Source organism: Aliidiomarina indica, from assembly GCF_015354615.1.
GTDB lineage: Bacteria > Pseudomonadota > Gammaproteobacteria > Enterobacterales > Alteromonadaceae > Aliidiomarina > Aliidiomarina indica.
In genome coordinates this window covers 664954-690411 of record NZ_JACAVQ010000001.1, presented here as the reverse complement: position 1 = coordinate 690411, position 25458 = coordinate 664954, and the positions used below count along the sequence as shown (strand labels likewise).

The window sequence follows — 25458 nt, the reverse complement described above, 5'->3', positions numbered from 1 at the left end:
CCCGTCTTTGAAGTCCTTTTCCTTGATTCATTTACCCTGACGCAGCAGGTTTTTGCATGGCGACTAAATATATTTTCGTAACCGGCGGTGTAGTATCTTCGCTGGGGAAAGGTATTGCGGCGGCTTCGTTAGCTTCCATTTTGGAAGCGCGCGGATTGAACGTCACGATTATGAAACTGGATCCCTACATTAATGTGGATCCAGGAACTATGAGTCCAATTCAACACGGCGAAGTATTCGTTACTGTTGATGGGGCTGAAACCGATCTAGATTTGGGTCACTACGAGCGTTTTATCCGTACTCGTATGACAAAAAAGAACAACTTCACCACAGGTCGTGTTTACGAGGATATTATTCGTCGTGAACGCCGTGGCGACTTCCTCGGCGCAACCATCCAGGTTATTCCGCATATCACCAATGAAATCAAACGACGCATTATTGATGGCGCCGAGGGCTATGATATTGCCTTAATTGAAATTGGCGGTACGGTTGGGGATATCGAGTCACAGCCATTTTTAGAAGCCATACGCCAGTTAGCAACTGAGGTGGGGCGTCATCGTACCTTGTTCATTCACTTAACCTTGGTGCCTTTCTTAGGTGCCGCGGGGGAAGTGAAAACCAAACCCACCCAGCACTCGGTAAAAGAGCTTCGTTCAATTGGCATTCAGCCCGACATTTTAATTTGTCGTTCTGATCGGTTAATTCCTGCGAATGAGCGGGCGAAGATTGCATTGTTTACCAATGTTCCTGAGCGCGCGGTTATTTCCCTTAAAGATGTGCCAAGTATCTATAAGATTCCGGCAATTCTTAAATCGCAAGGCATTGATGAATTTGTGCTTGAGCGTTTTGGTATCGATTGTCCTGAAGCAGATTTGGCCGAGTGGGAAAAAGTACTCTATTTGGAATCAAATCCAGGTGGCGAGATCACGATTGGTTTTGTTGGCAAATACGTTGAGCTTCCGGATGCCTATAAATCTGTAAATGAAGCACTGGCGCATGCAGGTTTACATAATCGCGTGACAGTAAATATACGCTATATTGATTCTCAAGATTTAGAAGCGAAAGGCGTGAGCCGTCTAGAAGGCGTTGACGCAATTTTGGTGCCTGGGGGCTTTGGCGGGCGCGGTATTGAAGGCAAGATTATGGCCGCCCGTTATGCCCGAGAGAAGAAAATTCCTTATTTAGGAATTTGCTTGGGTATGCAGGTTGCGCTCATTGAGTTTGCCCGTAATGTGGCGAATCTAACTGCAGCGAACAGCACTGAGTTTGACGAGCAAACTGAACATCCTGTGGTGGGTTTGATCACAGAGTGGATGGATGAGAGCGGTCAAAAAGCGTATCGCGAGGCTGGCGGCGATTTAGGTGGAACCATGCGCTTAGGTGCGCAAACCTGTCATTTATTGCCCAATACGCAAGTGCAAGGCATTTACGGAGCTGATGCCATTGAAGAACGCCATCGTCATCGCTATGAAGTGAATAACAATTACCGTGATCAGCTGTCGAAAGCAGGCCTTGTGTTTAGTGGTCTATCGGCGGATAAACGCTTAGTCGAGGTTATTGAAAACCCAGATCACCCTTGGTTTGTTGCAGTTCAATTCCATCCGGAATTTACATCAACACCCCGTGACGGCCACAAGTTGTTTGAGAGTTTTGTGCAAGCGGCCCGAGATTACCAGCAAGCACATCGTGGTTAATTAGCATTGAAGGAATTGTGAGCATGAGCAAGATTGTAAAAGTTATTGGTCGTGAAATCATGGACTCCCGGGGTAATCCCACGGTGGAAGCCGATGTTTATTTAGACGACGGAAGCATGGGACGTGCTGCTGCGCCAAGTGGCGCCTCAACAGGGAGTCGTGAAGCTCTTGAGTTGCGTGACGGGGACGCGGGTCGCTATCTTGGTAAAGGCGTAACGACAGCAGTAAAGCATATCAATGACGCCATCGCCGAAGCGTTAAAAGGCATGGATGCGACGCATCAGCAAGCCATAGACGACGCTATGTTAAAGCTCGATGGAACCGAGAACAAAGAAAAACTGGGTGCCAATGCCATTCTGGCGGTATCACTTGCAGTAGCGAAAGCCGCAGCGGCCAGCAAGAAGGTAGCTTTGTTTGAACATATCGCTGACTTAAATGGTACTTCGGGTAGCTACAGTATGCCGTTACCTATGATGAATATCTTGAATGGCGGGGAACATGCAGATAATAACGTCGATATTCAAGAGTTTATGGTGCAGCCAGTGGGGGCGAGATCCTTTGCTGAAGGCTTACGCATGGGCGCTGAGATATTTCATGCTCTAAAAGCGGTTTTAAAAGCCCGTGGCTTAAGCACTGCGGTGGGCGATGAAGGTGGTTTTGCGCCGAATCTGAGCTCGAACGAAGAAGCCTTAACGGTCATTGTTGAAGCAGTAAAAAATGCCGGCTACAGCTTAGGTTCGGATGTAACCTTAGCGCTTGATTGCGCCGCGTCTGAGTTCTACCGGGATGGGAAATACCATTTAAGTGGCGAAGGAAAATCCTTTGATGCTGCTGGGTTTGCCGATTATTTGGCGGATTTATGCGCCCGTTACCCGATTGTATCTATCGAAGATGGTTTAGATGAAAGCGATTGGGACGGTTGGAAAGTGCTCACCGAAAAACTGGGTGAGAAAGTACAGTTAGTGGGTGATGATCTATTTGTAACCAATACCAAGATTCTGCAACGGGGTATTCGGGAGAATATCGGCAATTCAATTTTGATTAAGTTTAATCAAATTGGTAGTTTGTCGGAAACCCTTGCAGCCATTCGAATGGCGCAAGAAGCAGGTTTTACCGCGGTTATTTCTCATCGTTCAGGTGAGACAGAAGATGCAACCATTGCTGATCTGGCCGTAGGTACTGCAGCGGGACAGATCAAAACGGGCAGCTTATGTCGTTCTGATCGGGTCGCGAAATACAATCAGTTGCTTCGCATTGAGGAGCAACTTGGCAATGTCGCCTATCGTGGGCTGGCTGAAGTAAAGGGCCAGTAAGGTTGAGGCAGTGAGCACTCAGTCAGATATTTTTAGTCTTCGCAGTGTGAGTCAAGCCGGAAGCTCAGCTGAATTTGCTGAGCTTTGTAATACGCTGTACGAATCAGAACTAAAAATACTGGCGGAATCCTCGCTCGACGATACCCGGGCGCTAAAGCGCCGTTTAGGCTCTATAGGGCATTATGTTCGTCGCGCTGCTCAGGCTTTGCTTGTAGCAGCGCATCGGCCCGACAACCCCCTTCAATTCGATGTGCAGAATGCGTGTTGGTTATCGCGGCAGCGTCCACGTCCGCCCATTCCAAAACTCTCTCCTACAGCCTGGTTACAGAAACATGCGCAGCTTGCCATGCCGCTACCCGTGTGGGAACGGCTGCCGATGCAGCAGGGTGCAATCGAATCAATTCGGTTAGATACCGTGGATGAGATAGATATTACTGGGGAGCGTATTCATCTAAACCAATCGGGCTGGTTTGAATTTTCCGGCATGCACGAATCGGCAAACGATGAACGCAGCTTGCAACTTCTTCGTCCGGACAAGGCCTCTATGGTTGCGGCTTGTGCTGGCCATCGTTGGGGCCCAGCAGGGCGTTTGGCACCTCACCCGTTATCATTGCGAGAGCTTTTACTCACCACCACGGTGAGTTGGGGAGGATTTAATGAGGTTCAGCGATTACCGTTTTGAGACAGGGTTTTCAGGAGCTCAATAAGCCGTCATAATAATAAGATGTTTGCTTGGGTTGGAATGGCCAATCGTCCAAGATAACAAGGCAGGAGCACGTCATGCGGGTTTTAACCATTATCGTCATTGCGATCGTTTTGATGCTGCAATATCGCGTCTGGTTTGGTCAGAATGGCATGAGTGATCTGCGTCAATTACATCAAGAAGTAGCTCGGCAAGAACAAGCCAATCAATCCTTACAACAGCGAAATCAATTACTTGCCGCTGATATCGATGATTTGCGCTCCGCACTCGAAGCGGTTGAAGAGCGCGCCCGTAACGAACTTGGTTTGGTCCATCCGGATGAAACCTTTTTTCGATTAATTCCTCGTGATGAAGAGGACTCAGGTACATGATTGCAATTGTGCCGGCAGCGGGTATCGGGCAACGCATGCAAGCGACCATACCCAAGCAATATCTAAAAATTGCCGGTCGATACATTCTTGATCACAGTATTTCGGCCCTTTTTCGCGATCCACGTATCACTCATGTCATTGTTGCACTGCATCCCCAAGACACTCTTTTTGGTAAGAGCGCGTTTGCCAACAACGACAAGGTGATTCGGGTGGAAGGGGGCGCATCCCGCGCCCAATCGGTTCTCAATGCTTTGGCTTTTGCTCAGCAACGGTGGGACGAAGAAACCTTGGTGGCTGTGCACGATGCCGCGCGCCCTGGTTTACCGGCACAACACCTGCAACAGCTACTCGATCGTGCGCAAGCCGTACCAGAGCAGGGCGCTATACTCGCATTGCCCGCGCGGGATACACTGAAAGTTGCAACGGCACAGCATCAGGTGGAAAAAACCTTAGATCGCACGCTGGTGTGGCAGGCGCAGACGCCTCAAGTATTTCAACTTGGACATCTTCAGCACGGCTTGCAGGCGGCTCTTGAAGCCGGTGTCGATGTCACCGATGAATGCTCGGCCATGGAGTTTTTAGGTATTCAACCGCAATTGGTGATGGGATCACGGGCGGCATTAAAAGTGACGGATCCTGAGGATCTTGAACTTATTGCGTTTTATTTGCAGTCAAATTTAATTACAGAAGGTTCTTAAGTGAGAGTAGGCCAGGGGTTCGATGTACACAAATTTGGAGGTGAAGGTCCACTGCGACTCGCAGGTGTGACTGTCCCTCATGATGTTGGGTTACTTGCGCATTCCGATGGGGATGTCGCCTTACATGCACTAACGGATGCTTTGCTTGGCGCTGTTGGACTGGGCGATATTGGCCATTGGTTTCCGGATAATGATCCGACATTTGCGGGAGCCGATTCCGCTGAGTTGCTGAAAACGGCCTACCGGGAAGTGCAAGCGCAAGGGTTTACCTTAGAGAATGCTGATCTAACCATTATTTGTGAGCGTCCGAAAATAGGCCCGTTTCGAGAGCAAATGCGCGCACGCGTTGCCGAGCTTTTCGCGGTGCCGTTAACCCACATTAATATTAAAGGCACCACCACTGAACGTTTAGGTTTTACTGGGCGTGGAGAAGGGATTGCAAGTATGGCCGTGGTATTATTGCGTCCATCTCAGGACGCTACTAATGAGTGAGAATCCTTACAGCTACGTTGAGTCAGAGTTACCGCGATTACTTGGCAACAGTTCCGTATCAGGCGTGTATAAGAATAAGCCAGAGGACTTTGAAGTGATTGAAGTCTTGGGTTTTTCACCCGAAGTGGTGGAAAAAGGCCAACAACATTGGCTGCGCATTCGAAAAGTGGGAGTGAATACGGCTGCGATTGAAAAGCAACTTTCGCGCGCTTTGAAGATACATCCGCGCGATATTGGTTACTCGGGAATGAAAGATCGCATGGCGGTGACCGAACAGTGGTTTTCTGTGCAACTCCCAGCTTTACAATCAATGGATTGGCCTGCTTGGTTTGCTGAGCATATGCACGCAGAGGTTTTTCCCGGCGGTCAGGTGACGCTGTTAGAAGCGGTGCGCAGTCACCGAAAATTACGTCGCGGCGTTCACAAAGCGAACCACTTTCGATTGCGTTTAAAAGCGGTGGAAAACGCCGACGATCTCACTCAACGAGTACAACAACTGGTTGCAGGCGGCGCCGTTGCGAACTACTTTGGCCCGCAACGTTTTGGTAAGCACGGTGATAACGTGGGCCAAGCAATGCGCATGATACAAGGTGAGTTTCAGGTTCGTGATCGCAAGTTACGCAGCATTTTGCTTAGCAGTGTCCGTTCTTTTTTGTTTAACCAGTATCTCGCCCAACGTATTCAGAGTAATCTGCCTTATGTAAACGAGGGCGATGTGCTCATTCTTGAAGGTAGCCAATCGTACTTTACAGTGTCTGCTGATGACAAAGACATCGTAGAGCGTGTTCAATCAGGTGATGTGCATGTTTCCGGACCGATGTTTGGGGAAGCACCATCGCCTGCAAAAGGGCGCCCAGCCGAGCTTGAGCAGCATGTGTTGGATCAGTTCCCAGCACTTTATGAGGGCTTATGTGCAGCACGCATGGGGCACGAGCGACGTCCGCTCTGGTTACGAATTTCAGACCTTGCTTTAACATGGCCCGAAGAGACCGTTGCCGAGCTAAGTTTTACGCTTCCGGCGGGCGCGTTCGCAACGTCGGTATTGGCAGAGTTAGGACAGTTTACGGAGGGAGAACATGCGAATTCTACTGAGTAACGATGATGGTGTCCGTGCGCCAGGATTGGCGGCTTTGTACAAAGCACTGAGTAAAACGGCAAAGGTTACGGTGATTGCGCCAGACCGAAATTGCAGCGGTGCCAGCAATAGCCTGACGCTACACAATCCATTGCGAGTGGAACAGTTAGAAAACGGATTCTATTCAGTGAATGGAACGCCGACCGACTGTGTCCATATTGGAACAAACTCGCCCTTAGGCGAAGCGCCCGATCTTGTGGTGTCTGGAATCAATGACGCGCCTAACATGGGTGATGACGTGATTTACTCAGGTACTGTCGCGGCGGCAACGGAAGGGCGTTTTGTTGGCCTTCCCGCCATCGCGGTTTCCATGGGTGAACACGGACACGACTATTACGACACGGCGGCGCAAGTGGTCGCTGATTTAGTGAAGCGCCTAGAAAAAGAACCGCTGACATCAGACTTTGTGCTGAATGTGAATGTGCCCTATTTACCTTATAAGCAAATCAAGGGCATTAAAATGACCCGGTTGGGTAGACGCCATCGCGCCGAACACATGGTAAGGGGCTCAGATCCTTGGGGGCGTGAGATATTTTGGTATGGTCCGGTGGGACCACAACGTGATGATGGTCCGGGTACTGATTTCGCGGCTGTTGCGGAGGGTTATGTATCGATAACACCGTTGACAGTTGATATGACCGCACGCGATGATCAGGAACGCATACAGGAGTGGTTGGATAAATAAGCATGAAAGTAATGAATCATCATGGCATGGCCAAACGTTTGGTGCAGCGGCTGAAAGAATTAGGTATTGAAAATGATGCCGTGTTGGATGTTATTCAACGCACGCCGCGGCAAGAGTTTATGCCAGAATCACTCGCTCACAAAGCTTATGAGAATACAGCCTTGCCTATCGGTAATGGACAGACGATTTCGCAACCCTTGATTGTGGCGAAAATGACCAGCCTGATTCTTGAGTCTTCACCGCAACGGGTCTTGGAAATTGGCACCGGCTCTGGATATCAAACAGCGGTGCTAGCGGCGTTGGTGAAACATGTGTTCTCGGTAGAGCGAATTATACAGCTGCAATACCAAGCACAACGCCGGATTAAACGTTTAGACTTGCATAATGTTGCGATGCGCCATGGGGATGGATGGCAGGGCTGGCCTAGCAAAGCGCCGTTTGATGGCATTATTGTCACCGCTGCGGCAGCGCGCATTCCCGAAGCGTTATTAGAACAGTTAAACCCAGACGGTGGACGACTCGTGATCCCCGTCGGAGAACTTCAACAAGAATTATTGGTGGTTGAGCGCCAAGGAGAGGAATATATGCAACGGAGTGAAGGTGCAGTGCGGTTTGTCCCTTTAGTGCAAGGTGATCTCGCGTGAAGATATTTACTTCTCTGTATGATAGAGCGTTGATTTGGTCTCGTCATAAAAATGCCCCTGCTATTTTGTCCGGTGTGAGCTTTGCTGAATCGGTTATTTTCCCAATTCCGGTTGATGTGATGCTTGCGCCTATGGCGATTGCCCAGCCGTCACGGGCTATGTACTTTGCCATGTTAACGACCATTTTCTCGGTGCTTGGGGGCATGGCCGGTTATTTATTGGGGTACTTAGCCTTTGAGCCCATTGTATTACCTGCGCTGGATTATTTTGGTCGTATGGATACCTTTGAATTAGCGCAAGGATGGTTCAATGATTGGGGCTTCTGGGTGATTTTTTTGGCAGGGTTTTCACCTATCCCGTATAAAGTATTTACGGTGACAGCGGGCGTGATGGCGATTGCCTTCTTACCTTTTGTGCTTGCTTCGATTATTGGGCGCGGTATGCGCTTTTTCCTCGTTGCTTGGTTAATGCGTTGGGGCGGGCCTATTATGGAAAAGCATGTACGCCAGCATATGGATACAATCGGTTGGGGTGTGGTCATACTCGCCGTGGCCGCGTATTTTATCTTTCGTTGAAATCATAGGAATGTGAATGCGATTTCTTTGCTTACTAGGATTATTAGTAGCAATGCTGTTAGTACTTCAAGGTTGCAGTGCTCGCCCTGAGCCTGCACCTGTGGAGCGCCTCTATCGGGGCAAAACAGTTCACGACTATGAACGCGCATCACTCAATCAAGCCACCCATCAAGTTCAAGCGGGCGAGACCCTATACTCCATTGCATTTCGCGCCAATATGGATTTACGTGATATCGCGCGGATCAATAATCTACAGCCTCCCTATACTATTTTTGTTGGCCAAACATTGCGCTTACGTCCCAATGAAGCGGGTGCAAGGGGCACCACTACAGCCACCGGCACCGCAAGTTCGACCACGAGCGGACCTTCAGAAACCGCGACTTCTTCGCAGGAACAAAGACTTGCGAGTAGCAAAACGAAAGAGTATGGTGTAACAACTAGTCAACAAAAATCACAATCAGCAACAACGTCGAATGAAACGCAACAAGTCACGGTAAATCCAACGCAGCGCAGTGTGCCAAGTGGTGATTTACGGTGGCAATGGCCAAGCCAAGGACGAATCTTACGGCGTTTTTCTACCCACGAGGCCGGTGGGCGCGGTATGGAATTTGGAGGTAGCCGAGGTGATCCGGTTATCGCTGCAGCCGCAGGTCGAGTGGTCTATGTAGGAAGCGCATTACGTGGCTATGGGCAGTTAATCATTTTGAAACATAACGATGATTACATTACTGCGTATGGTCACAATGACCGACTGCTGGTCAGTGAGCAACAGTGGGTTGAAGCAGGTCAGCAGATAGCGACAATGGGTAGTTCCGGCCGGGAGGATGTCCGGTTAAGGTTCGAGCTAAGGTTTCGCGGTAATTCAGTCAATCCGGAGAATTATCTACCGCGATCACGTTAGCGACAATCGATAGGATATAGGAGTAATGTCGATGCGTGAACAGGAAGATCAAATAAAGGACGACGATTCAGACGTAGCAGAGGACCTGGAATTCTCTGAAGATGAAAGCGCTACCGATCGTGATCGTGAAGTTATAGATGCAGAACTTGAAGAGGCACTTGCGAATAAAAGCAAGTATCAGCGCAAGCTTGATGCCACTCAAATGTATCTCAGTGAGATAGGCTTTTCGCCGCTTCTTACCGCCGAAGAAGAGGTTTACTTTGCGCGCAAAGCGCTCAAAGGTGACCTTAAATCCCGCCAACGAATGATTGAAAGCAATTTGCGCCTCGTGGTGAAAATTGCCCGTCGTTACCACAATCGCGGCTTAGCCCTGCTTGATTTGATTGAAGAAGGCAACTTAGGCTTAATTCGCGCTGTTGAAAAATTTGATCCAGAGCGGGGATTCCGTTTCTCTACCTATGCGACATGGTGGATTCGGCAAACTATCGAACGGGCCATTATGAATCAAACGCGCACCATCCGTTTGCCGATTCATGTGGTAAAAGAACTGAATATTTATCTGCGAGCCGCTCGGGAATTAGCGCAGAAACTTGAGCATGAGCCTACAGCGGAAGATATCGCACGTAGTTTAGAGCGGCCGGTGGATGATGTTAGCAAAATGCTGCGGTTAAACGAACGTATTGCTTCTGTGGATACGCCTTTGGCTGGCGACAGCGAAAAAGGCTTGTTGGACATTATCGCTGATGAAAATGAAGGCGGTCCAGAAGGTGTGCTGCAAGATGAAGATATGCGTGAACGTCTTCTAGGTTGGCTGGATTTGCTGAATCCGAAGCAAAAAGAAGTGCTAGCCCGTCGCTTTGGATTGCTAGGATATGAACCATCAACGCTCGAAGATGTTGGGCGAGAGATTGGATTAACGCGTGAGCGAGTACGCCAAATCCAAGTAGAGGCACTTCGCCGCTTGAAAGAAGTGATGGAGCAGCAAGGTTTATCCAACGATTCCATCTTTACTCATGAATAGTGCGATTACCAACACAGGGTAAAGCAAAAATAGAAGCGACAAGACCTAGTTATCTAGGCCTTGTTTTTTTGAGTCAGGGTATAAAGAACCTCTAACGCCTCGCGCGGTGATAATTGATCGGGGTCGAGTTCGTCAAGTAGCTGTATACGACGATCTACAGCGACCGGGTCGGGTACACTTAAATTCAATTGTGCTTGATTTGGCGGCGGTGATGTATTGCCAACCTGTTGTTGCTCAAGCTCCGTTAAACGGGCTTTTGCCCGCGCGATCACACGATCGGGTAAGCCGGCTAAGCGCGCCACTTGAATACCAAAACTCTTACTCGCTGCACCTTCCTTCACATGATACAAAAACGCGATGGTGTCACCGTGCTCTGTTGCATCAACATGGACATTCACGGTGTTTTCACAATGACTGTCCAATTGCGTAAGTTCAAAGTAGTGAGTAGCGAATAGTGTCATAGAACCACGTTCAGCAAGGGCTTCTGCTGACGCCCAGGCCAGTGACATGCCATCATAGGTTGACGTGCCGCGACCAATTTCATCCATTAAAACCAATGATCGCTCGGTGGCGTGATGCAATATCACCGCCGTTTCCGTCATTTCAACCATAAAGGTAGAGCGCCCGGATGCCAGTTCATCGGCGGCACCGATTCGGGTAAAGATACGATCCATAGGGCCAATTTTAGCCTGTGCTGCAGGGACATAGCTTCCCGTATGCGCAAGCAGGGCGATAAGGGCCGTTTGGCGCATGTACGTAGATTTACCGCCCATATTCGGACCAGTAATGACATGCAAGCGCCGGTTTTTATCGAAATGCACCGAGTTGGCGATAAAAGGATGATCGGCAAAGGCTTCCACCACCGGGTGGCGACCGTCAATAATAGTTAGTTCGTTGTTCTCGGTGAACTCGGGGCGGCAGTAATTGAGGCTTACTGCGCGTTCGGCGAAACAACAGTAGACATCCAACGCGGCAAGGGCTTGGGCTGTCGATTGTAACTCTGCCAGCGGCGCCAATAGTTGCTGGAGAATATCCTGATAGAGCTGCTTTTCAATGGCAAGTGCCCGGCTTTGGCTTTGTAACACTTGTTCTTCAAAGGTTTTTAACTCAGGAATAATATAGCGCTCTGCATTTTTTAGCGTTTGTCTGCGTTGATACTCGGCAGGCACGCGGTCTGCTGCCAACCGACTGAGTTCAATATAAAAGCCGTGAACTTTGTTATAGCCAATTTTTAAATTCTGAATACCGGTACGTTCGCGTTCTCGCTGCTCGAGGGCTTCCAGTTGCTCGTTACCACCTGCACTCAGGGCGCGAAACTCATCAAGTTCTTTGTGATAGCCAGGCGCAATGACGCCGCCATCGCGAATCAACACCGGAGGATTATCAACAATAGCCGCTTCTAACAACTTGGCCAGATCGGGAAACTCACGAATAGGTTGCGTGTAGCTAAGCTGTTGCTCGCGAATACGTTGATTCAGTGTCGGAATGCAAAATAGTGCATGGCGTAAACGAGATAGATCCCGAGGGCGGGCTGATTGCAGGGCAACCCTAGCCAAAATGCGCTCAACATCGCCAATTTCACGCAAAATGCTTTGAATGTCGCTAAAAGCGGATTGATCAATAAGTTCGTTAACGTGGTTTAGTCGATGCTGAAGCTGTTCTTGATCCCGCAGCGGCCGATGCAACCAACGTTTAAGTAAGCGGCTCCCCATTGGGGTTTTGCAGCGGTCCAGCACGGAGGCGAGGGTGTGCTGCTCATTGCCCTGCAAGTTTTCAGTAAGCTCTAGGTTACGTCGGGTGCTGGAATCGAGATGAATTGCCTCATCAGAGCGTTCCTGCTGTAACCGGCGTAAATGGGGCAGTGCACCGCGTTGGGTATCTTTTATATATTGCAGTACGCATCCTGCGACCCCGAGTGTGGGGTCGTGACGGTCAATGCCAAAACCCAATAAATCGTGGGTAGCAAACTGTCGTGTTAAGGCAGTAAATGCACTATCTGCATCAAAATCCCACTCAGGTCGCTTACGCATTCCTGCGCGTTGATGTATCGATGCCGGTAGCTGCAAACCTTCTGGATACAGTAATTCCGCGGGACGGAGCCGTTCCAACTCGTTGTTTAATGCTTGTTCAGTATCGAGTAGGCTGACGAAAAATCGGCCACTGCTCATATCAGCGCCGGCTAGTGTCCACTGCTGTTGCTGTGGTTGAATGGCAACAAGTAGATTCTCTCTATGGGAATCAAGCAGAGCTTCATCGGTTAGTGTGCCTGGGGTAATAATTCGAACGACTTTGCGCTCCACCGGACCTTTACTGGTTGCCGGATCGCCTATCTGTTCGCAAATCGCAACGGATTCGCCTAACTTCACCAATTTAGCGAGATAGGTATCCACTGCATGATAAGGAACACCAGCCATGGGAATAGGGCGGCCCCCGGATTGTCCTCGCTGAGTTAAGGATATATCCATCAGGTCGGCGGCGCGTTCCGCATCATCATAAAATAGCTCGTAGAAATCACCCATCCGATAGAACAATAGGATGTCTGGATGCTCGGCTTTAATCGCCAAATACTGTTGCATCATCGGCGTGTGCGCGCTTGCTGATTTGCTCATGAGTCCCTGTTATTCTTATTTAAAACGTAGGCAATTGCGTCATGATCCTGAATTTAGTCGCAAAAGCCAAGTATGAATCGCATAATTGATGGCAAAGGTGCATTAAGCCTACAGGAAATCGACAAGTGACTACAGATCAGATGATAGCAAATCAGGTACAAGAGCTCGCCGCGATATTAACAGGGCGCGGATACCGCATGGCGACGGCGGAGTCGTGTACGGCAGGCGGTATTGCTTATCATTGTACCGAGTTAGCCGGTAGTTCGGAGTGGTTTGAAGGGGGCGTGGTTTGTTACAGTAATGCCATTAAAGAAAACGTATTAGGTGTTTCCCCAGAGATTTTAGAGCAAGAGGGGGCTGTATCTGAGCGCTGTGCTGAGGCCCTCGCGAAAGGGGTCAAGCATCTATGCAATGTGGATGTTGCGCTGAGTGTAACGGGTATAGCTGGGCCTGGAGGAGGTCGAAAAGATAAACCTGTTGGCATGGTTTGTTTTGGATTCCAGATTGGTAAAAACACATGGACTGATATCCAGTACTTCTCTGGTGACAGGGCCGAGGTGCGGACCCAAAGTATCCACCACGCCCTTCAAGAAGTAATTAATTATTTTATAAATAACAGATAGTTAACTTTGTGTTGTGGGTTTTTTAATAGTTTTATTACGATCATGCCTTGATACTGTATAGATAAACAGTATACTGAGGTCATTCAATACGGTACGAATCTGGAGCGACCAACATGAGCAATGAAAATAAACAAAAAGCACTGACTGCAGCCCTTGGCCAAATTGAACGCCAGTTTGGGAAAGGAGCTATTATGCGTCTTGGCGATAATCGGGCCATGGATGTTGAGTCAATTTCAACAGGATCGCTGAGCCTCGACATTGCATTAGGGATAGGCGGTTTACCCTGTGGTCGTGTTATTGAAATTTTCGGTCCAGAATCGAGTGGTAAAACGACATTAACGCTGCAAGTAATTGCCGAAGCGCAGAAGAACGGCAAAACCTGTGCGTTTGTGGATGCAGAGCATGCACTTGACCCACTGTACGCTGAAAAACTAGGGGTGAATGTAGACGAGCTGCTAGTGTCGCAACCAGATACGGGTGAACAAGCCCTAGAGATTTGCGATATGTTGGTGCGTTCAGCGGCGGTAGATGTGGTTATTGTCGACTCAGTTGCCGCATTGACGCCACGTGCTGAGATTGAAGGCGAAATGGGTGATAGTCACGTGGGCTTGCAAGCACGTTTGATGTCTCAAGCATTGCGTAAGCTAACGGCAAACATTAAGAAATCGAACACCATGTGTATTTTCATTAACCAGATTCGAATGAAAATCGGTGTCATGTTTGGTAACCCAGAAACGACCACTGGTGGTAATGCGCTCAAATTCTATTCGTCGGTACGTCTTGATATTCGCCGTACAGGTGCGTTGAAAGAAGGCGATGAAGTGGTGGGTAACGAAACCCGCGTAAAAGTAGTTAAAAACAAAGTGGCGCCGCCTTTCAAACAAGCGGAATTCCAGATTATGTACGGAACTGGTATTTCAAAAGAAGGCGAACTAATTGATTTGGGTGTGAAGCATAAGATTGTTGAAAAATCTGGTGCTTGGTACAGCTATAAAGGCGACAAGATCGGTCAAGGTAAAGCGAATTCAATGAAGTTCCTTGCTGAGAACACATCAATTGCCAACGAAATAGAGAAGAGATTACGGGATATGTTGCTATTAAAGCCATCCGCAGCTGCAGATGAAGTTGCTGTTGCGCCTGAGGCAACTGATAGCGAATAACATGGCCCGTAAGTGCCCGCGTTGTTGGTAGAAAATCGCGTATTTTGAAGAAACCCCCAATAGTTGGAGATTCCAATTACTGGGGGTTTTTTTATGGTTTCGATGTGTTGTATAAGCGTTAAGCAGGGTATGCTATGAATACCCTTGTATCTGTTTATGTGTTGGCATGAAGCCAATAATGAAAGGAGTTTTCATCGTGACGGTGCTTCGTAAAATATCGGGCGTGTTTGGTTTAGGCGTTTTGCTGATCTTCATGGTGGGCTGTTCGCCAAGTTCTGATCGCCAAATGGCACAGAAGGCAGAGGATGTCGGCAAGTTTCTTGAGCAGACTTATGCTGAATACACAGAAGCGATGTTGGCCTTAGAGCCCTTGCAAGCCACGTTTCGTGGGGTTACCACCTATAACGATCAGCTTCCGAATATTTTTAGTGCGGAACATCAAGAACGTCGGAAAATGTTGGAAGAAGAATACATCGCGATACTAAAACGGGTTAATCCGGAAATATTGTCTTACGATGACCGCCTCAGTTACGACATGTTCCTGTACCAACGAGAAATGCAGTTAGCCCGCTTTGAATATCCAGAAACACTGCTGCCACTGAATCAGTTTTACAATGTAACAAACACCTTTGCGATGCTTGGCTCTGGAACGTCCGCACAGCCGTTTAAGACCGTTCGGGATTATGATAATTGGGCGGCGCGCATGCGTCAGATACCCACTTTGACCCGGCAAATCATTGAGAATATGAATGAAGGGATTGATGCAGATGTTGTGCAACCAAGAGTTCTCATGGAGCGGGTGTTAGGTCAGCTAAATGCACATCTAGTTGATGATCTCGCTGATAGCTTATTTATGCGTCCGATACGCGAGTTTCCTGAGGATATGCCGACAACCGAGCAGGAGCGCTTAGCCAGTCTTTACGAAGAACTTATCACGGAAGTTGTGCTGCCCGCGTATCAAGAACTACATGATTATGTTGACCGTGTTTACCTAAACTATGCACGCACCGATAGTTACGGATTAGGTGCATTGCCGAATGGGCAGGCATGGTATCAGTTCCTTGTGTCATGGCACACCACGACCGATTTAACCGCAGCGGAAGTTCATGCTTTGGGCCTGTCTGAAGTGGCACGTATTCAACAGGAAATTGAAGACATTATGGGACAGGTAAACTTTGATGGAAGTTTGCAGGAGTTTTTTGCCTTTACCCGAGACGATCCGCAATTTCATTACGACAGTCGCGAAGCCATGTTAGAGGATTATCGTGCGTTTGCGGCAGAAGCGGAGGCTCAGTCTGAGCGTTTGTTTTTCCCAGAGATGTTACCTAAAGCCGGATATGAGATTCGTCCGGTGGAGCAGTTCCGTGAGCGCAGTGCCAGTTCAGGCTCTTACTCACGGCCTAGTGAAGATGGGTCACGTCCCGGAATATTTTATCTAAATACGTACGATCTGAGTGCCCGACCTACTTGGGCAAAAGGGGCTTTAACACTGCATGAGGCGGTACCAGGCCATCATTACCAGATTGCGCTACAGCAAGAACTCACCCATTTGCCGGATTTTCGGCGCTTTGGAACGATTACGGCGTATGTTGAAGGTTGGGGCTTGTATGCTGAATCATTGGGTGATGAGCTCGGTGTGTATGGGCCTTACGACCGCTATGGTGCATTAATTGCAGAGCTATGGCGGGCCATTCGATTAGTGGTTGATACCGGTATTCACGCCAAAGGGTGGTCACGGGAGCAAGTACTTTCCTATATGGCTGAGAATGCGCCGGTTAATGAGGCCCGCCGAGTTTCCGAAGCTGAGCGCTATATGGCGTTACCTGGGCAGGCGTTAGCTTATAAAGTAGGTCAGTTGCGCATTCAGCAACTGCGTGAACGTGCAGAGTCTGCATTGGGTGATCGTTTTGATGTGCGGGAGTTCCATCAGCAGGTACTTCAGCACGGTTCAATTCCATTAACTATTCTTGAGCGTGAAATTGATGCATGGATCGCACGAGAGTTAGCGGTAGCGGGATAGCAAGAAGGAGTTTAAAGCCGATGAAACCGTTGAAAATTGGATTGGCACTAGGGTCTGGCGCCGCCCGAGGCTGGGCCCATATCGGTGTAATTAAAGCGCTAAAGGATATGGGAATCGAAGTGGATATCGTCACCGGTACTTCTATCGGCTCTCTGGTCGGTGGTGCTTTTGCCGCTGATAAACTCGATGAACTCGAGCAGTGGGTGCTCGATATGGATAGATGGACGGTGTTTAACCTGCTCGACTTTGGTTTTTCGAGTGGGGGCATGGTTTCGGGGAAGAAAGTATTCGAGCAGGCCCGGGAGCGCTTTGGAAAAATAGACGTACAAGATCTGCATCGTAAATATGCAGCGATCGCCACCGATCTCTATACCGGCAAGGAAATCTGGTTACGTGAGGGTGATTTGTTTAGCGTGGCCAGGGCGTCTTGTGCCATGCCCGGATTGCTTGCGCCGCGTGCCTTTGATGGCCGTTGGTTGGTCGATGGCGCCCTAGTGAATCCGGTTCCCGTATCATTAGCACGTGCGCTTGAAGCTGATTTTGTCATTGCTGTGCATCTGAATTCGCAAGTTCACGTAGATGATGATTTTGATGAGCTGCCACCGCACGATCAGTCACCACAGAGTGAAAACGATCAGCGCTCAAAAGAGGTGGTCGCTCGAAAAGATGATCATGACGATGATGAACAAAATATTTTTCAGAGCTTCCTGGCAAAAAGCAGCCTGTACTTGGATCAGATTCGCAGTAAATTTAACAAGGAGCCGCGTTCCCCAAGCATGTTGGGGGTAATGGCCGGCTCTATTGATATTATGCAAGAGCGGATTACCAAAGCACGGATGGCGGGAGATCCTCCGGATATCTTACTGCAACCAAAGCTCGGTGGAATTGGTCTGCTCGAGTTTGATCAGGGCGAAGAAGCCATTCGCATCGGTTATGAAACGACAATGCGACTGAAAGACCTTATTTTGGATGAAATTCGCATCATGTATAAGCGTCGAAATGGCGGTCCGCAACATGCTCCGCCAGCAAAACGCAAAGGTTAAGCTGAACCTACCGTATTGCGCCCTGTAAATATGCATTCCACTGGGCAGACTGGAATGCATTGCGGGCGCTCATAATATCCTTCGCATTCAGTACATAACGCGGGGTTGATCAGGTAGTGAGTCTGTCCGAAGTATATTGCATCATTTGGACATTCCGGCACGCACATATCGCAGTTAATGCAGTCTTCTGTAATCATTAAGGTCATCTAACGCACCTCCTGCACAATCACGCTATCGATGCGATCAGGAGCCTGCACTTTGTGTGTTTTAACCAACATAACTGCATGATAAGAGCCGCATTGAAGGGCGCGTGGGGCAGGGATCCAGACAACGTAACCTGAGCCTGGGGCTGAAGCGATATGCGTAAGTTCATGGTCGCGAAGATCTGTGCACCTTGCCACTACATTGCCTTGCGGGTGCATCCACTCGAGTTCATCTCCGATACACAGTTTATTCTTAATCGTTAGTTCAACAAAGACTTCACCGCCGAGCAGGCGTACTTGGCCTGTTGCCTCAGCGACGAGCTGCTGCTCGCCATTACTGTGGCTCGTCGCATAATTTTGTAATTCCGATTGTGGAACATGACGGCGTAAGAAACCTTCGGTAAAGCCTCTATTCGCCATACCATCAAGGGCACGCAGTAAATCATTGGAGAAAGGTCGGCCGGCAGCGGCATCATCAATTGCTTGCCGATACACCTGGGCGGTTCGCGCAACGTAGTATGATGATTTGGTGCGACCTTCAATTTTTAGCGAATGTACCCCTAGTTTGGAAAGAGCGGCAACGTGCTGGATCGCTCGTAAGTCCTTTGAGTTCATAATATAGGTGCCGTGGAGATCCTCAAACATTGGCATATATTCGCCAGGACGTTTGGGCTCTTCTACCATTACAGCCTCTTGCACAGGTATCGGATTGAGTTGCCCCACGGCATCTTCATAGGCGGGCGTGACTCGATATTCCCAACGACAAGCATTGGTGCATGCGCCTTGATTTGAATCTCGTTTATTAAAATATCCGGATAACAGGCATCGACCACTGTAAGCCATGCAGAGGGCGCCGTGGACAAAAACTTCAATTTCCATATCAGGAACGCGCGTGCGGATCTCCGCAATTTCTTCTAAACCTAACTCTCGCGATAAAATAATGCGCGTGATACCCATTTGCTGCCAAAACTTCACCGCGGCCCAGTTTACTGTGTTGGCCTGAACTGACAGATGCAAGGTGATGTCGGGGAAATGTTTGCGAAGAAGGTAAATCACCCCAGGATCAGACACAATTAATGCATCTGGTTGCAATGCCACCACGGGTCGCATGTCTTCAATAAATCGCACGAGCTTGGCGTTATGCGGTGCGATATTACAGACCACATAAAACTTCTTGCCGTGCGCGTGGGCTTCTTGAATGCCAATAGCTAAAGTGGCGAGATCGAATTCATTGTTGCGCACGCGAAGGCTGAATCGGGGCTGGCCCGCGTAAACGGCATCAGCACCGTAAGCAAATGCCATGCGCATAGCCTGCAAACTGCCGGCAGGGGATAGAAGTTCAGGTTTAAACACGGTGTCTCCACGTGAATCGATGATCACAATGGGGCGAAGTGTACTTAGATTGGATCGAAACTCTTTGATCCAGACCAAGTTAATGTCGTTCTAGGTCCAGAGATACCCCACAAGGAGTAGTAAACCACCTCTTACCGGTAATGATAATTTCTTTGCAAACGCCCTATCATGTCTCCCGTACGCCGAGCACGATGTTCTAAGTCTTCGATTGTTGCAGATAGGAACCCGTTGCCGTGGCAATTAGGCCACCAGGGTATCACTGGAAACGGTGCTACCTCCCGAATTTTGGAAAGGTGTGAAGATGCTTACTGATCGCTACGAACGTCGATTTCGTTATCTGCGGCTCTCCATTACTGAGAGTTGTAATTTTAAGTGTGACTATTGCCTCCCCGATGGGCCGGACTGCAGTTCTCGCCGTCATGAATTAACATTAGCCGAAATAAAGCGGCTAGTGCGTGCATTCGCGCAAGCAGGCACAGAGAAAGTGCGCATTACCGGCGGTGAGCCAGCCTTGCGCCGGGATCTCACGGAAATTATTGCAGCCTGCAAAAATACCCCGGGTATTAAAGAAGTTGCCATCACAACAAACGGCTATCGATTGGAACGTGATATTGAAGCATGGCGAGATGCCGGCTTGGATGCCGTGAACGTAAGCGTTGATAGTTTTAACCCCGGTACCTTTCAATTAATTACCGGTGATAGTCGCCTCCCATCGATTCTGCGCGGTATTGATAAGGCCATTGCGTTGGGCCTGAAACGGGTGAAAATCAATGCGGTGCTGCTGCGTGGCTATAACTTTGCTGAATACAATACCTTCCTCGACTATGTAAAATTCCACCCAGTATCGCTGCGGTTTATCGAGCTGATGCTTACTGGCGACAATCGCGATTATTATAAGCACCACCATGTGGGTGGTGATGTGATTCAGCGTAAATTGCTGCAAGAAGGCTGGGAAAGCACCAGAAAGGGAATTACTGCGGGACCAGCCCTAGAATATCAACATCCTGATTACGCGGGAAAAATGGGGCTTATCATGCCCTATAGTAAAGACTTCTGTAATGACTGTAATCGCCTCCGCATTTCTAGTCGGGGTCAGTTATTTATGTGTTTGTTTGCTTCGCAACATCAAGACCTACGACATCTGTTACAAGACGACGCGCCGGAACCTGTTATTCAATTTCTGCAAGATACCTTGCAAGGAAAAGAAGCCTCTCATCATCTTCACGAGGAGTTTACTGGGTCTACCCGCCATCTGGCGATGATTGGAGGCTAATTATGGGCACTGCACTTAATGTCAGCTGCATTCTACTGGCAGGTGGTAAATCGTCGCGTATGGGTGTCGACAAAGCGTTGCTTTCCATAGAGTCTGAATGTCAGGGTGAACCCATAACCTTACTTGAATACATGCAAAGGTTAATCAGCGACAGCGGCATCCATGATCTGGTCGTGAGTCGAAGCAATCAATTACCGGGCCCAAGAAATGCTCGCTATCCATGGATTGATGACACCTTACCGAATCGCGGCCCATTGAGTGGAATACGTAGTTGTTTGCCTCATTGCAAACACGCGCGAGTTTTAGTGTTGCCGGTCGATATGCCAGATATCACTGTGCCCCAGCTACGTCAGCTGGCACGGGCGCCAACACCGGGGTTTTTCCTGCAATCGGCCTTACCTTGCATTCTAGAGAACGACGCTACCTTGATGAAAACCCTAAGCGAGCTGCTCGATGCAACAGAGCGGGGCGCATCGGTTAGGGCGTTACTTCATGCGTTGCATGGAAAAGCCCTGGCGACCCCTGAAGAGACAATGGATTTACCTAATTTAAATACCCCCTCGCAATGGGATGCCTTCATGCAACGCAGCAGAGGACGTTTGCCTTATGAGTCAACCTAAAAAAGCATTTAAGCCATTAGGCATTGCTGTTCTAACCATATCCGATAGTCGCTCAGGCGCTTCTGATACCACCGGTAATTACTTAGTTGAAGTGAGCTCTGGAGCGGGACATCAGGTGCAGTGGCAGCAAGTAATACCGCACAACAAATATAGGATTCGTGACGTGTTAAGTGGATTAATTGTGCGTCCTGATATCGCAGTTGTGTTGGTCAATGGCGGGACTGGATTTGCTGAGGATAACCAGACTATTGCGGCGATCAAACCTTTACTGGATACCGAAATTAATGGCTTCGGAGAAATTTTCCGGCAATTAAGCTTTGCGGATATCGGCGCTGCAAGCATGCAAAGTCAGGCTTTGGCGGGACTTGCGAACCGTACCTTGATTTTTGCTATGCCAGGCTCCGGTGGGGCCGCTAAATTGGCGTGGGAGCGGTTAATTGAACCGCAAATTGATGCTCGCCAAGGTCCGTGTAATTTTACGCCACATCTGACCGATGTGACTTGTAATCACGCAGCATCTGAGCGCAGCTGTACTGACTAAATTGAGGACATTAACTATGGCGAATGCCTTTACTCACTTAGATGCGCAGGGTCAAGCCATCATGGTGGATATTAGTGAGAAGAAAGTCACCACCCGGGAAGCCGTTGCCGGAGCGCGTTTAACAACGCAAGGGCAAGTCATTGGGTTACTCGAGCAAGCAGCAAAGAAAAAAGGCGACGTATTTGCAACAGCACGTGTTGCGGGAATCATGGCAGCAAAACGAACCAGTGATTTGATTCCTCTGTGCCATCCCCTTGCATTGAGTAAAGTCACTGTCGAGTTTGTGATTGATCAGAAAGCACAGACGATAGATGTGTTGGCAACGTGCGTGGTTGAAGGCAAAACCGGCGTCGAGATGGAAGCGCTCACTGCAGCGAGTGTTGCCGCGCTTACCCTCTACGATATGTGTAAAGCGGTGGATCCTGAAATGGTGATTGGTGAGATTAAGTTATTAAAAAAGACCGGTGGCAAAAGCGGTATTTGGCAGAGAAAAGGAGCCATTAATGATTAAAGTTCGCTTTTTTGCACTCTTGCGTGAACGTTTAGGGACGTCAGACTTAGAGCTTGCAATAGATCATATTGAAACCGTCAGTGATGCGATTCAAACGTTAAAGCAGCGGTCAGAACGGTGGCAAGTCGTGTTTGAGGATCAGGAAGTGATCGCGGCGGTCAATCAGCAGCTCGTCGATAAAGCACATCCACTGCAAGCCGATGATGAATTGGCGTTATTTCCACCGGTCACTGGAGGCTGATAGATGGGCTATCAAGTGTCTGTGCAAGAAGGACCTTTTAATGTGGGTTCGGAGTACGACGCGCTGGCGACGGATCCAAACTGTGGCGCGGTCGTAACCTTCACCGGCTTAGTGCGGGATTTACCAGAAGGTGGGTTAGACGCGATCGAACTTGAGCATTATCCGGAAATGACACATTCCTTATTAGAAGCTTTGTGCGAGCGCGCGCTCGACCGTTGGAAGGTAAAATCAATACGTCTGATCCATCGTATTGGCAAAATCAACTTAAATGAAGGGATTGTTTTTTTGGGGGTTGCCTCTGCACATCGCAGTGAAGCATTTGCCGCTGGCCAATTTATTATGGACTACCTCAAGACACAGGCGCCGTTTTGGAAGAAAGAGCATAGCGAAAGGGGCAGTGTATGGGTAGAAGCGAAAGCGTCTGATCGAACGGCCGCTTCACGTTGGCAAGAGCCGGAATAGGGGATATGCGATGAAATGGCTTTTATGTTGCTTGCTCGTATCTTTGTTTGCAGGCGTTAGCCAAGCGAGTGAACGCCTCACTATTGCGGCGGCATCAGATCTTCGTTTTGCTCTGAATGATATTGTTCAGCGCTATCAGTCCGAGTTTCCAAACGCGGATATTCAGGTGATTTACGGCTCATCCGGTAAGATGACAACGCAAATTATGCATGGCGCGCCCTACGATATTTTCTTCTCGGCAGATATTGCTTTCCCACAACAACTCGAGGCCGCTGGCTTTACTGCATCGACGCCTGAAGTGTATGGCATTGGCAGAATCGTTATTTGGAGTGCGCGCTATCAGGTTGAGAACTGGACGTTGCAGGACTTGCTAAATCCCGATATTCGTCGCATAGCCATCGCACAGCCTACGCATGCTCCCTACGGAATGCGAGCAAAAGAGGCTATGCAAAGTGAAGGCGTGTGGGAGCAACTCGCCGCTAAAATGGTGTATGGGGAGAACATTGCGCAAGCGGCGCAAATGGCGCAATCAGGTGCAGCAGATGTAGCCATTATTGCGCTGGCGTTAGCAAAAGGAAGCCAATTATCAGGAGTAGGCTATGGATTGATTGACGCAGAGTTACATGAGCCGCTTACGCAAGGCTTTGTCATCACTAAACGCGCAGAGAAAAACGCGCTTGCCCGTCATTTTGCAGCGTATATGCAAAGTTGCGTTGCCCGCGAACTCATGCAGCATTATGGGTTTGTGCTTTCTCGGCATGATGTGGAAGTGGAAATGCCATGTGGGGATTAGCGCCCAGTGACTGGCAGGCTATTCAGCTCACCATTAAGTTGTGTACCTACACAACCCTAATACTTCTGTGTATCGCAACACCGCTGGCCTGGTGGCTAAGTCGTGGTCGGAGTGCTTTGCGTACTGTGGTTCAATCTATTGTGGCGTTACCGTTGGTTTTGCCACCTACGGTATTAGGGTTCTATCTCCTAATCGCACTTGGTCCTCAGGGTTTCATTGGGGGGCCCCTTGAGAACATCGGGTTACAGCATTTAGCGTTTAGTTTCGAGGGGATACTTTTTGCGTCGGTACTGTACTCAATGCCTTTTGCGGTGCAGCCATTACAGGAGTCTTTCACACGCTTAGGCAGTCATCCGTTGGATATCGCCGCCAGCTTAGGAGCTGGTCCATTGGATCGCTTTTTTACTGTAGTGATGCCGATGTGTCGCGGTGGTTTTGTGGTTGCGGCCACTTTATCGTTTGCCCATACCATTGGTGAGTTCGGTGTCATTTTAATGTTGGGTGGCAGTATCCCTGGTGAAACCAAGGTACTGTCGGTGCTTATTTATGATCATACCGAAGCGATGAACTACAGCGCAGCCCATCAACTATCGCTGCTGCTATTGGTGTTCTCATTCTTAGTGTTGTTTGTGGTGTATGCCGTCAATAAACGATTCGAGGTAGCAAAAGTATGAGCCTGCACATCCGCACGGACTGGCAGCGAACCGACTTTCTGTTATCGGTAAATTGCAGCATTCCAACATCGGGTATTACTGCATTATTTGGTCGCTCAGGCTGCGGCAAAACAACCTTGTTGCGTATTATTGCGGGACTAGAGCCGGCAGCGCCCGCTGAAGTGCAATTTAAGCATAAGGTGTGGCAAGACGGGAAACATTGTATTCCTCTGCACCAACGGCGTATTGGCTTAGTGTTCCAAGAACCCAGCCTGTTACCCCATTTAAATGTGAGGAATAATCTGCTCTATGGCTATAAGCGTACGCCTCAGGAGGAGAGACGCCTAACATTAGCCGCGGTTACCCAAGTACTAGACATTGCGAGCCTACTCGAACGCCCTGTGGCAGCATTGTCGGGTGGGCAAAAGCAACGGGTGGCGTTAGGAAGAGCGTTATTAGCCAGCCCACATCTACTGCTCTTAGATGAGCCTTTTGCAGCCCTAGATACTCAGACTAAAGCGGAAATATTGCCATACATTCGTAAGCTCGCGGATGAGTTTTCTGTGCCCGTTATTTTTATTAGCCATGATGTGCGAGAAATTCAGAAATTAGCGGACCACATTGTATTTATGGAACACGGAAGTGTCAGTGCAACGACGAGTATTAAGGCAGCCTGTGCAGACAGGCACAGCCCATTCTTTAGTAAAGATACGCCGTCAGCACTGTTTGAGGGCCAGCTAAATGCCACTGACACCAAAGGTCGTTACCTATTCTCAGATGAGCAGATCCAGTTACGTTTAACGTTGCCTAACCCCATTGAAGTCACGCAGAAGTATCGGGTGCGCATTCTAGCCACCGATGTTGCACTCGCGTTGCAACCACTTATAGGCGTGAGTTTTCAAAATCAATTAAAGGCGCGCGTTGCCAGTATCTCGCCATATCATTCCCATTGTTTAATCACACTGGCATTAGCAGAAAATGCGTCATTGTTTGCCGAGGTTAGTCGCCAAGCTGTGGATGATCTCTATTTGCAGGAGGGGAGTGAGGTTGTTGCGTTAATTAAAGCTGCTGCGCTGGTTGAATAACATGAGAGCGCTCTTTTTGGCGACGTACGCCGCCAT

General features: G+C 48.9%; 28 protein-coding genes and 1 riboswitch. Of the genes, 25 read left to right on the top strand and 3 right to left on the bottom strand.

All coding sequences use genetic code 11. From position 1 onward, the window contains the following. Positions 1-56 precede the first annotated feature (56 nt). From HXZ99_RS03140 to rpoS, 12 genes are all read left to right on the top strand, one after another. Positions 57-1694, top strand: a complete 1638-nt coding sequence (locus tag HXZ99_RS03140) for a CTP synthase (RefSeq protein ID WP_194755802.1) — start codon at positions 57-59, stop codon at positions 1692-1694. A 23-nt stretch (positions 1695-1717) separates the two neighbouring features. Next, positions 1718-3007 carry a phosphopyruvate hydratase gene (gene eno / locus HXZ99_RS03135; protein WP_194755801.1) on the top strand — a complete coding sequence of 430 codons (1290 nt, stop codon included), beginning with the start codon at positions 1718-1720 and terminating at the stop codon, positions 3005-3007. A 10-nt stretch (positions 3008-3017) separates the two neighbouring features. Then, entirely contained in the window at positions 3018-3689 is a 672-nt protein-coding gene (locus tag HXZ99_RS03130) for a hypothetical protein (protein ID WP_194755800.1), read from the top strand. 98 nt (positions 3690-3787) lie between these two features. Continuing rightward, positions 3788-4081: a cell division protein FtsB gene (gene ftsB / locus HXZ99_RS03125; protein WP_194755799.1), complete on the top strand. Its 294-nt coding sequence runs from the start codon at positions 3788-3790 to the stop codon at positions 4079-4081. Then, positions 4078-4779, top strand: coding sequence for a 2-C-methyl-D-erythritol 4-phosphate cytidylyltransferase (gene ispD, locus HXZ99_RS03120; protein WP_194755798.1), 702 nt, complete (start codon positions 4078-4080; stop codon positions 4777-4779). The genes ftsB and ispD overlap by 4 nt, the downstream gene beginning before the upstream one ends. Then, on the top strand, positions 4780-5271 hold the full coding sequence (gene ispF / locus HXZ99_RS03115; protein ID WP_194755797.1) for a 2-C-methyl-D-erythritol 2,4-cyclodiphosphate synthase: 492 nt from the start codon (positions 4780-4782) through the stop codon (positions 5269-5271). Beyond that, positions 5264-6367: a tRNA pseudouridine(13) synthase TruD gene (truD, locus tag HXZ99_RS03110; RefSeq protein WP_194755796.1), complete on the top strand. Its 1104-nt coding sequence runs from the start codon at positions 5264-5266 to the stop codon at positions 6365-6367. The genes ispF and truD overlap by 8 nt, the downstream gene beginning before the upstream one ends. Continuing rightward, the gene (gene surE, locus HXZ99_RS03105; protein WP_194755795.1) at positions 6348-7091 is read left to right on the top strand and encodes a 5'/3'-nucleotidase SurE; all 744 of its coding nucleotides are present in this window, start codon (positions 6348-6350) and stop codon (positions 7089-7091) included. The genes truD and surE overlap by 20 nt, the downstream gene beginning before the upstream one ends. 2 nt (positions 7092-7093) lie before the next feature. Beyond that, a complete protein-coding gene (locus HXZ99_RS03100) occupies positions 7094-7735 on the top strand; it encodes a protein-L-isoaspartate(D-aspartate) O-methyltransferase (RefSeq protein WP_194755794.1) in 642 nt (213 codons plus the stop codon). Continuing rightward, complete coding sequence (locus HXZ99_RS03095; RefSeq protein ID WP_194755793.1) at positions 7732-8310, top strand: YqaA family protein; 579 nt, start codon at positions 7732-7734, stop codon at positions 8308-8310. The genes HXZ99_RS03100 and HXZ99_RS03095 overlap by 4 nt, the downstream gene beginning before the upstream one ends. A 52-nt stretch (positions 8311-8362) precedes the next feature. Continuing rightward, entirely contained in the window at positions 8363-9211 is an 849-nt protein-coding gene (locus tag HXZ99_RS03090; RefSeq protein ID WP_228517521.1) for a peptidoglycan DD-metalloendopeptidase family protein, read from the top strand. Positions 9212-9242: 31 nt separating this feature from the next. Beyond that, entirely contained in the window at positions 9243-10232 is a 990-nt protein-coding gene (rpoS, locus tag HXZ99_RS03085) for an RNA polymerase sigma factor RpoS (RefSeq protein WP_194755791.1), read from the top strand. 53 nt (positions 10233-10285) lie between these two features. On the opposite strand, the gene mutS is transcribed toward rpoS, so the two are convergent. Continuing rightward, positions 10286-12841, bottom strand: coding sequence for a DNA mismatch repair protein MutS (gene mutS / locus HXZ99_RS03080; protein WP_194755790.1), 2556 nt, complete (start codon positions 12839-12841; stop codon positions 10286-10288). 125 nt (positions 12842-12966) lie between these two features. Between mutS and HXZ99_RS03075 the strand changes: the two genes are divergently transcribed. The 4 genes from HXZ99_RS03075 (at position 12967) to rssA (ending at position 17687) form a co-directional block, all read left to right on the top strand. Then, on the top strand, positions 12967-13464 hold the full coding sequence (locus tag HXZ99_RS03075) for a CinA family protein (RefSeq protein ID WP_331458466.1): 498 nt from the start codon (positions 12967-12969) through the stop codon (positions 13462-13464). Positions 13465-13577: 113 nt separating this feature from the next. Beyond that, entirely contained in the window at positions 13578-14624 is a 1047-nt protein-coding gene (gene recA / locus HXZ99_RS03070) for a recombinase RecA (protein WP_194755789.1), read from the top strand. A gap of 196 nt (positions 14625-14820) precedes the next feature. Beyond that, entirely contained in the window at positions 14821-16644 is a 1824-nt protein-coding gene (locus tag HXZ99_RS03065) for a DUF885 domain-containing protein (protein WP_331458465.1), read from the top strand. Positions 16645-16664: 20 nt separating this feature from the next. Next, positions 16665-17687 carry a patatin-like phospholipase RssA gene (gene rssA / locus HXZ99_RS03060; RefSeq protein ID WP_194755788.1) on the top strand — a complete coding sequence of 341 codons (1023 nt, stop codon included), beginning with the start codon at positions 16665-16667 and terminating at the stop codon, positions 17685-17687. Here rssA and HXZ99_RS03055 read toward each other — a convergent pair. Further along, the gene (locus HXZ99_RS03055; RefSeq protein WP_407928490.1) at positions 17684-17884 is read right to left on the bottom strand and encodes a YfhL family 4Fe-4S dicluster ferredoxin; all 201 of its coding nucleotides are present in this window, start codon (positions 17882-17884) and stop codon (positions 17684-17686) included. The genes rssA and HXZ99_RS03055 overlap by 4 nt on opposite strands. Positions 17885-17893: 9 nt before the next feature. Beyond that, the gene (gene trhP, locus HXZ99_RS03050) at positions 17894-19243 is read right to left on the bottom strand and encodes a prephenate-dependent tRNA uridine(34) hydroxylase TrhP (RefSeq protein ID WP_194755786.1); all 1350 of its coding nucleotides are present in this window, start codon (positions 19241-19243) and stop codon (positions 17894-17896) included. A gap of 168 nt (positions 19244-19411) precedes the next feature. Continuing rightward, a riboswitch (molybdenum cofactor riboswitch) is annotated at positions 19412-19555 on the top strand. On the opposite strand from trhP, the gene moaA reads away from it, so the two are divergent. From moaA to modC, 9 genes are all read left to right on the top strand, one after another. Next, positions 19545-20516, top strand: coding sequence for a GTP 3',8-cyclase MoaA (gene moaA, locus HXZ99_RS03045; protein ID WP_194755785.1), 972 nt, complete (start codon positions 19545-19547; stop codon positions 20514-20516). (Overlaps the previous riboswitch by 11 nt.) Before the next feature lie 2 nt (positions 20517-20518). Beyond that, positions 20519-21136, top strand: a complete 618-nt coding sequence (mobA, locus tag HXZ99_RS03040; RefSeq protein ID WP_194755784.1) for a molybdenum cofactor guanylyltransferase — start codon at positions 20519-20521, stop codon at positions 21134-21136. Beyond that, positions 21123-21677 carry a molybdenum cofactor synthesis domain-containing protein gene (locus HXZ99_RS03035; protein ID WP_194755783.1) on the top strand — a complete coding sequence of 185 codons (555 nt, stop codon included), beginning with the start codon at positions 21123-21125 and terminating at the stop codon, positions 21675-21677. Before mobA ends, HXZ99_RS03035 begins: the two co-directional genes overlap by 14 nt. Positions 21678-21693: 16 nt before the next feature. Next, complete coding sequence (moaC, locus tag HXZ99_RS03030; protein WP_194755782.1) at positions 21694-22188, top strand: cyclic pyranopterin monophosphate synthase MoaC; 495 nt, start codon at positions 21694-21696, stop codon at positions 22186-22188. Then, positions 22181-22429: a molybdopterin converting factor subunit 1 gene (gene moaD, locus HXZ99_RS03025; RefSeq protein ID WP_194755781.1), complete on the top strand. Its 249-nt coding sequence runs from the start codon at positions 22181-22183 to the stop codon at positions 22427-22429. Before moaC ends, moaD begins: the two co-directional genes overlap by 8 nt. Positions 22430-22432: 3 nt before the next feature. Beyond that, positions 22433-22891 (top strand): molybdenum cofactor biosynthesis protein MoaE, encoded by a 459-nt coding sequence (locus tag HXZ99_RS03020; RefSeq protein WP_194755780.1) that lies wholly within the window; start codon positions 22433-22435, stop codon positions 22889-22891. Positions 22892-22901: 10 nt separating this feature from the next. Next, complete coding sequence (gene modA / locus HXZ99_RS03015; RefSeq protein ID WP_194755779.1) at positions 22902-23684, top strand: molybdate ABC transporter substrate-binding protein; 783 nt, start codon at positions 22902-22904, stop codon at positions 23682-23684. Further along, the gene (modB, locus tag HXZ99_RS03010; RefSeq protein ID WP_194755778.1) at positions 23672-24358 is read left to right on the top strand and encodes a molybdate ABC transporter permease subunit; all 687 of its coding nucleotides are present in this window, start codon (positions 23672-23674) and stop codon (positions 24356-24358) included. Before modA ends, modB begins: the two co-directional genes overlap by 13 nt. After that, positions 24355-25422, top strand: a complete 1068-nt coding sequence (gene modC / locus HXZ99_RS03005) for a molybdenum ABC transporter ATP-binding protein (RefSeq protein ID WP_194755777.1) — start codon at positions 24355-24357, stop codon at positions 25420-25422. The genes modB and modC overlap by 4 nt, the downstream gene beginning before the upstream one ends. Positions 25423-25458 lie beyond the last annotated feature (36 nt).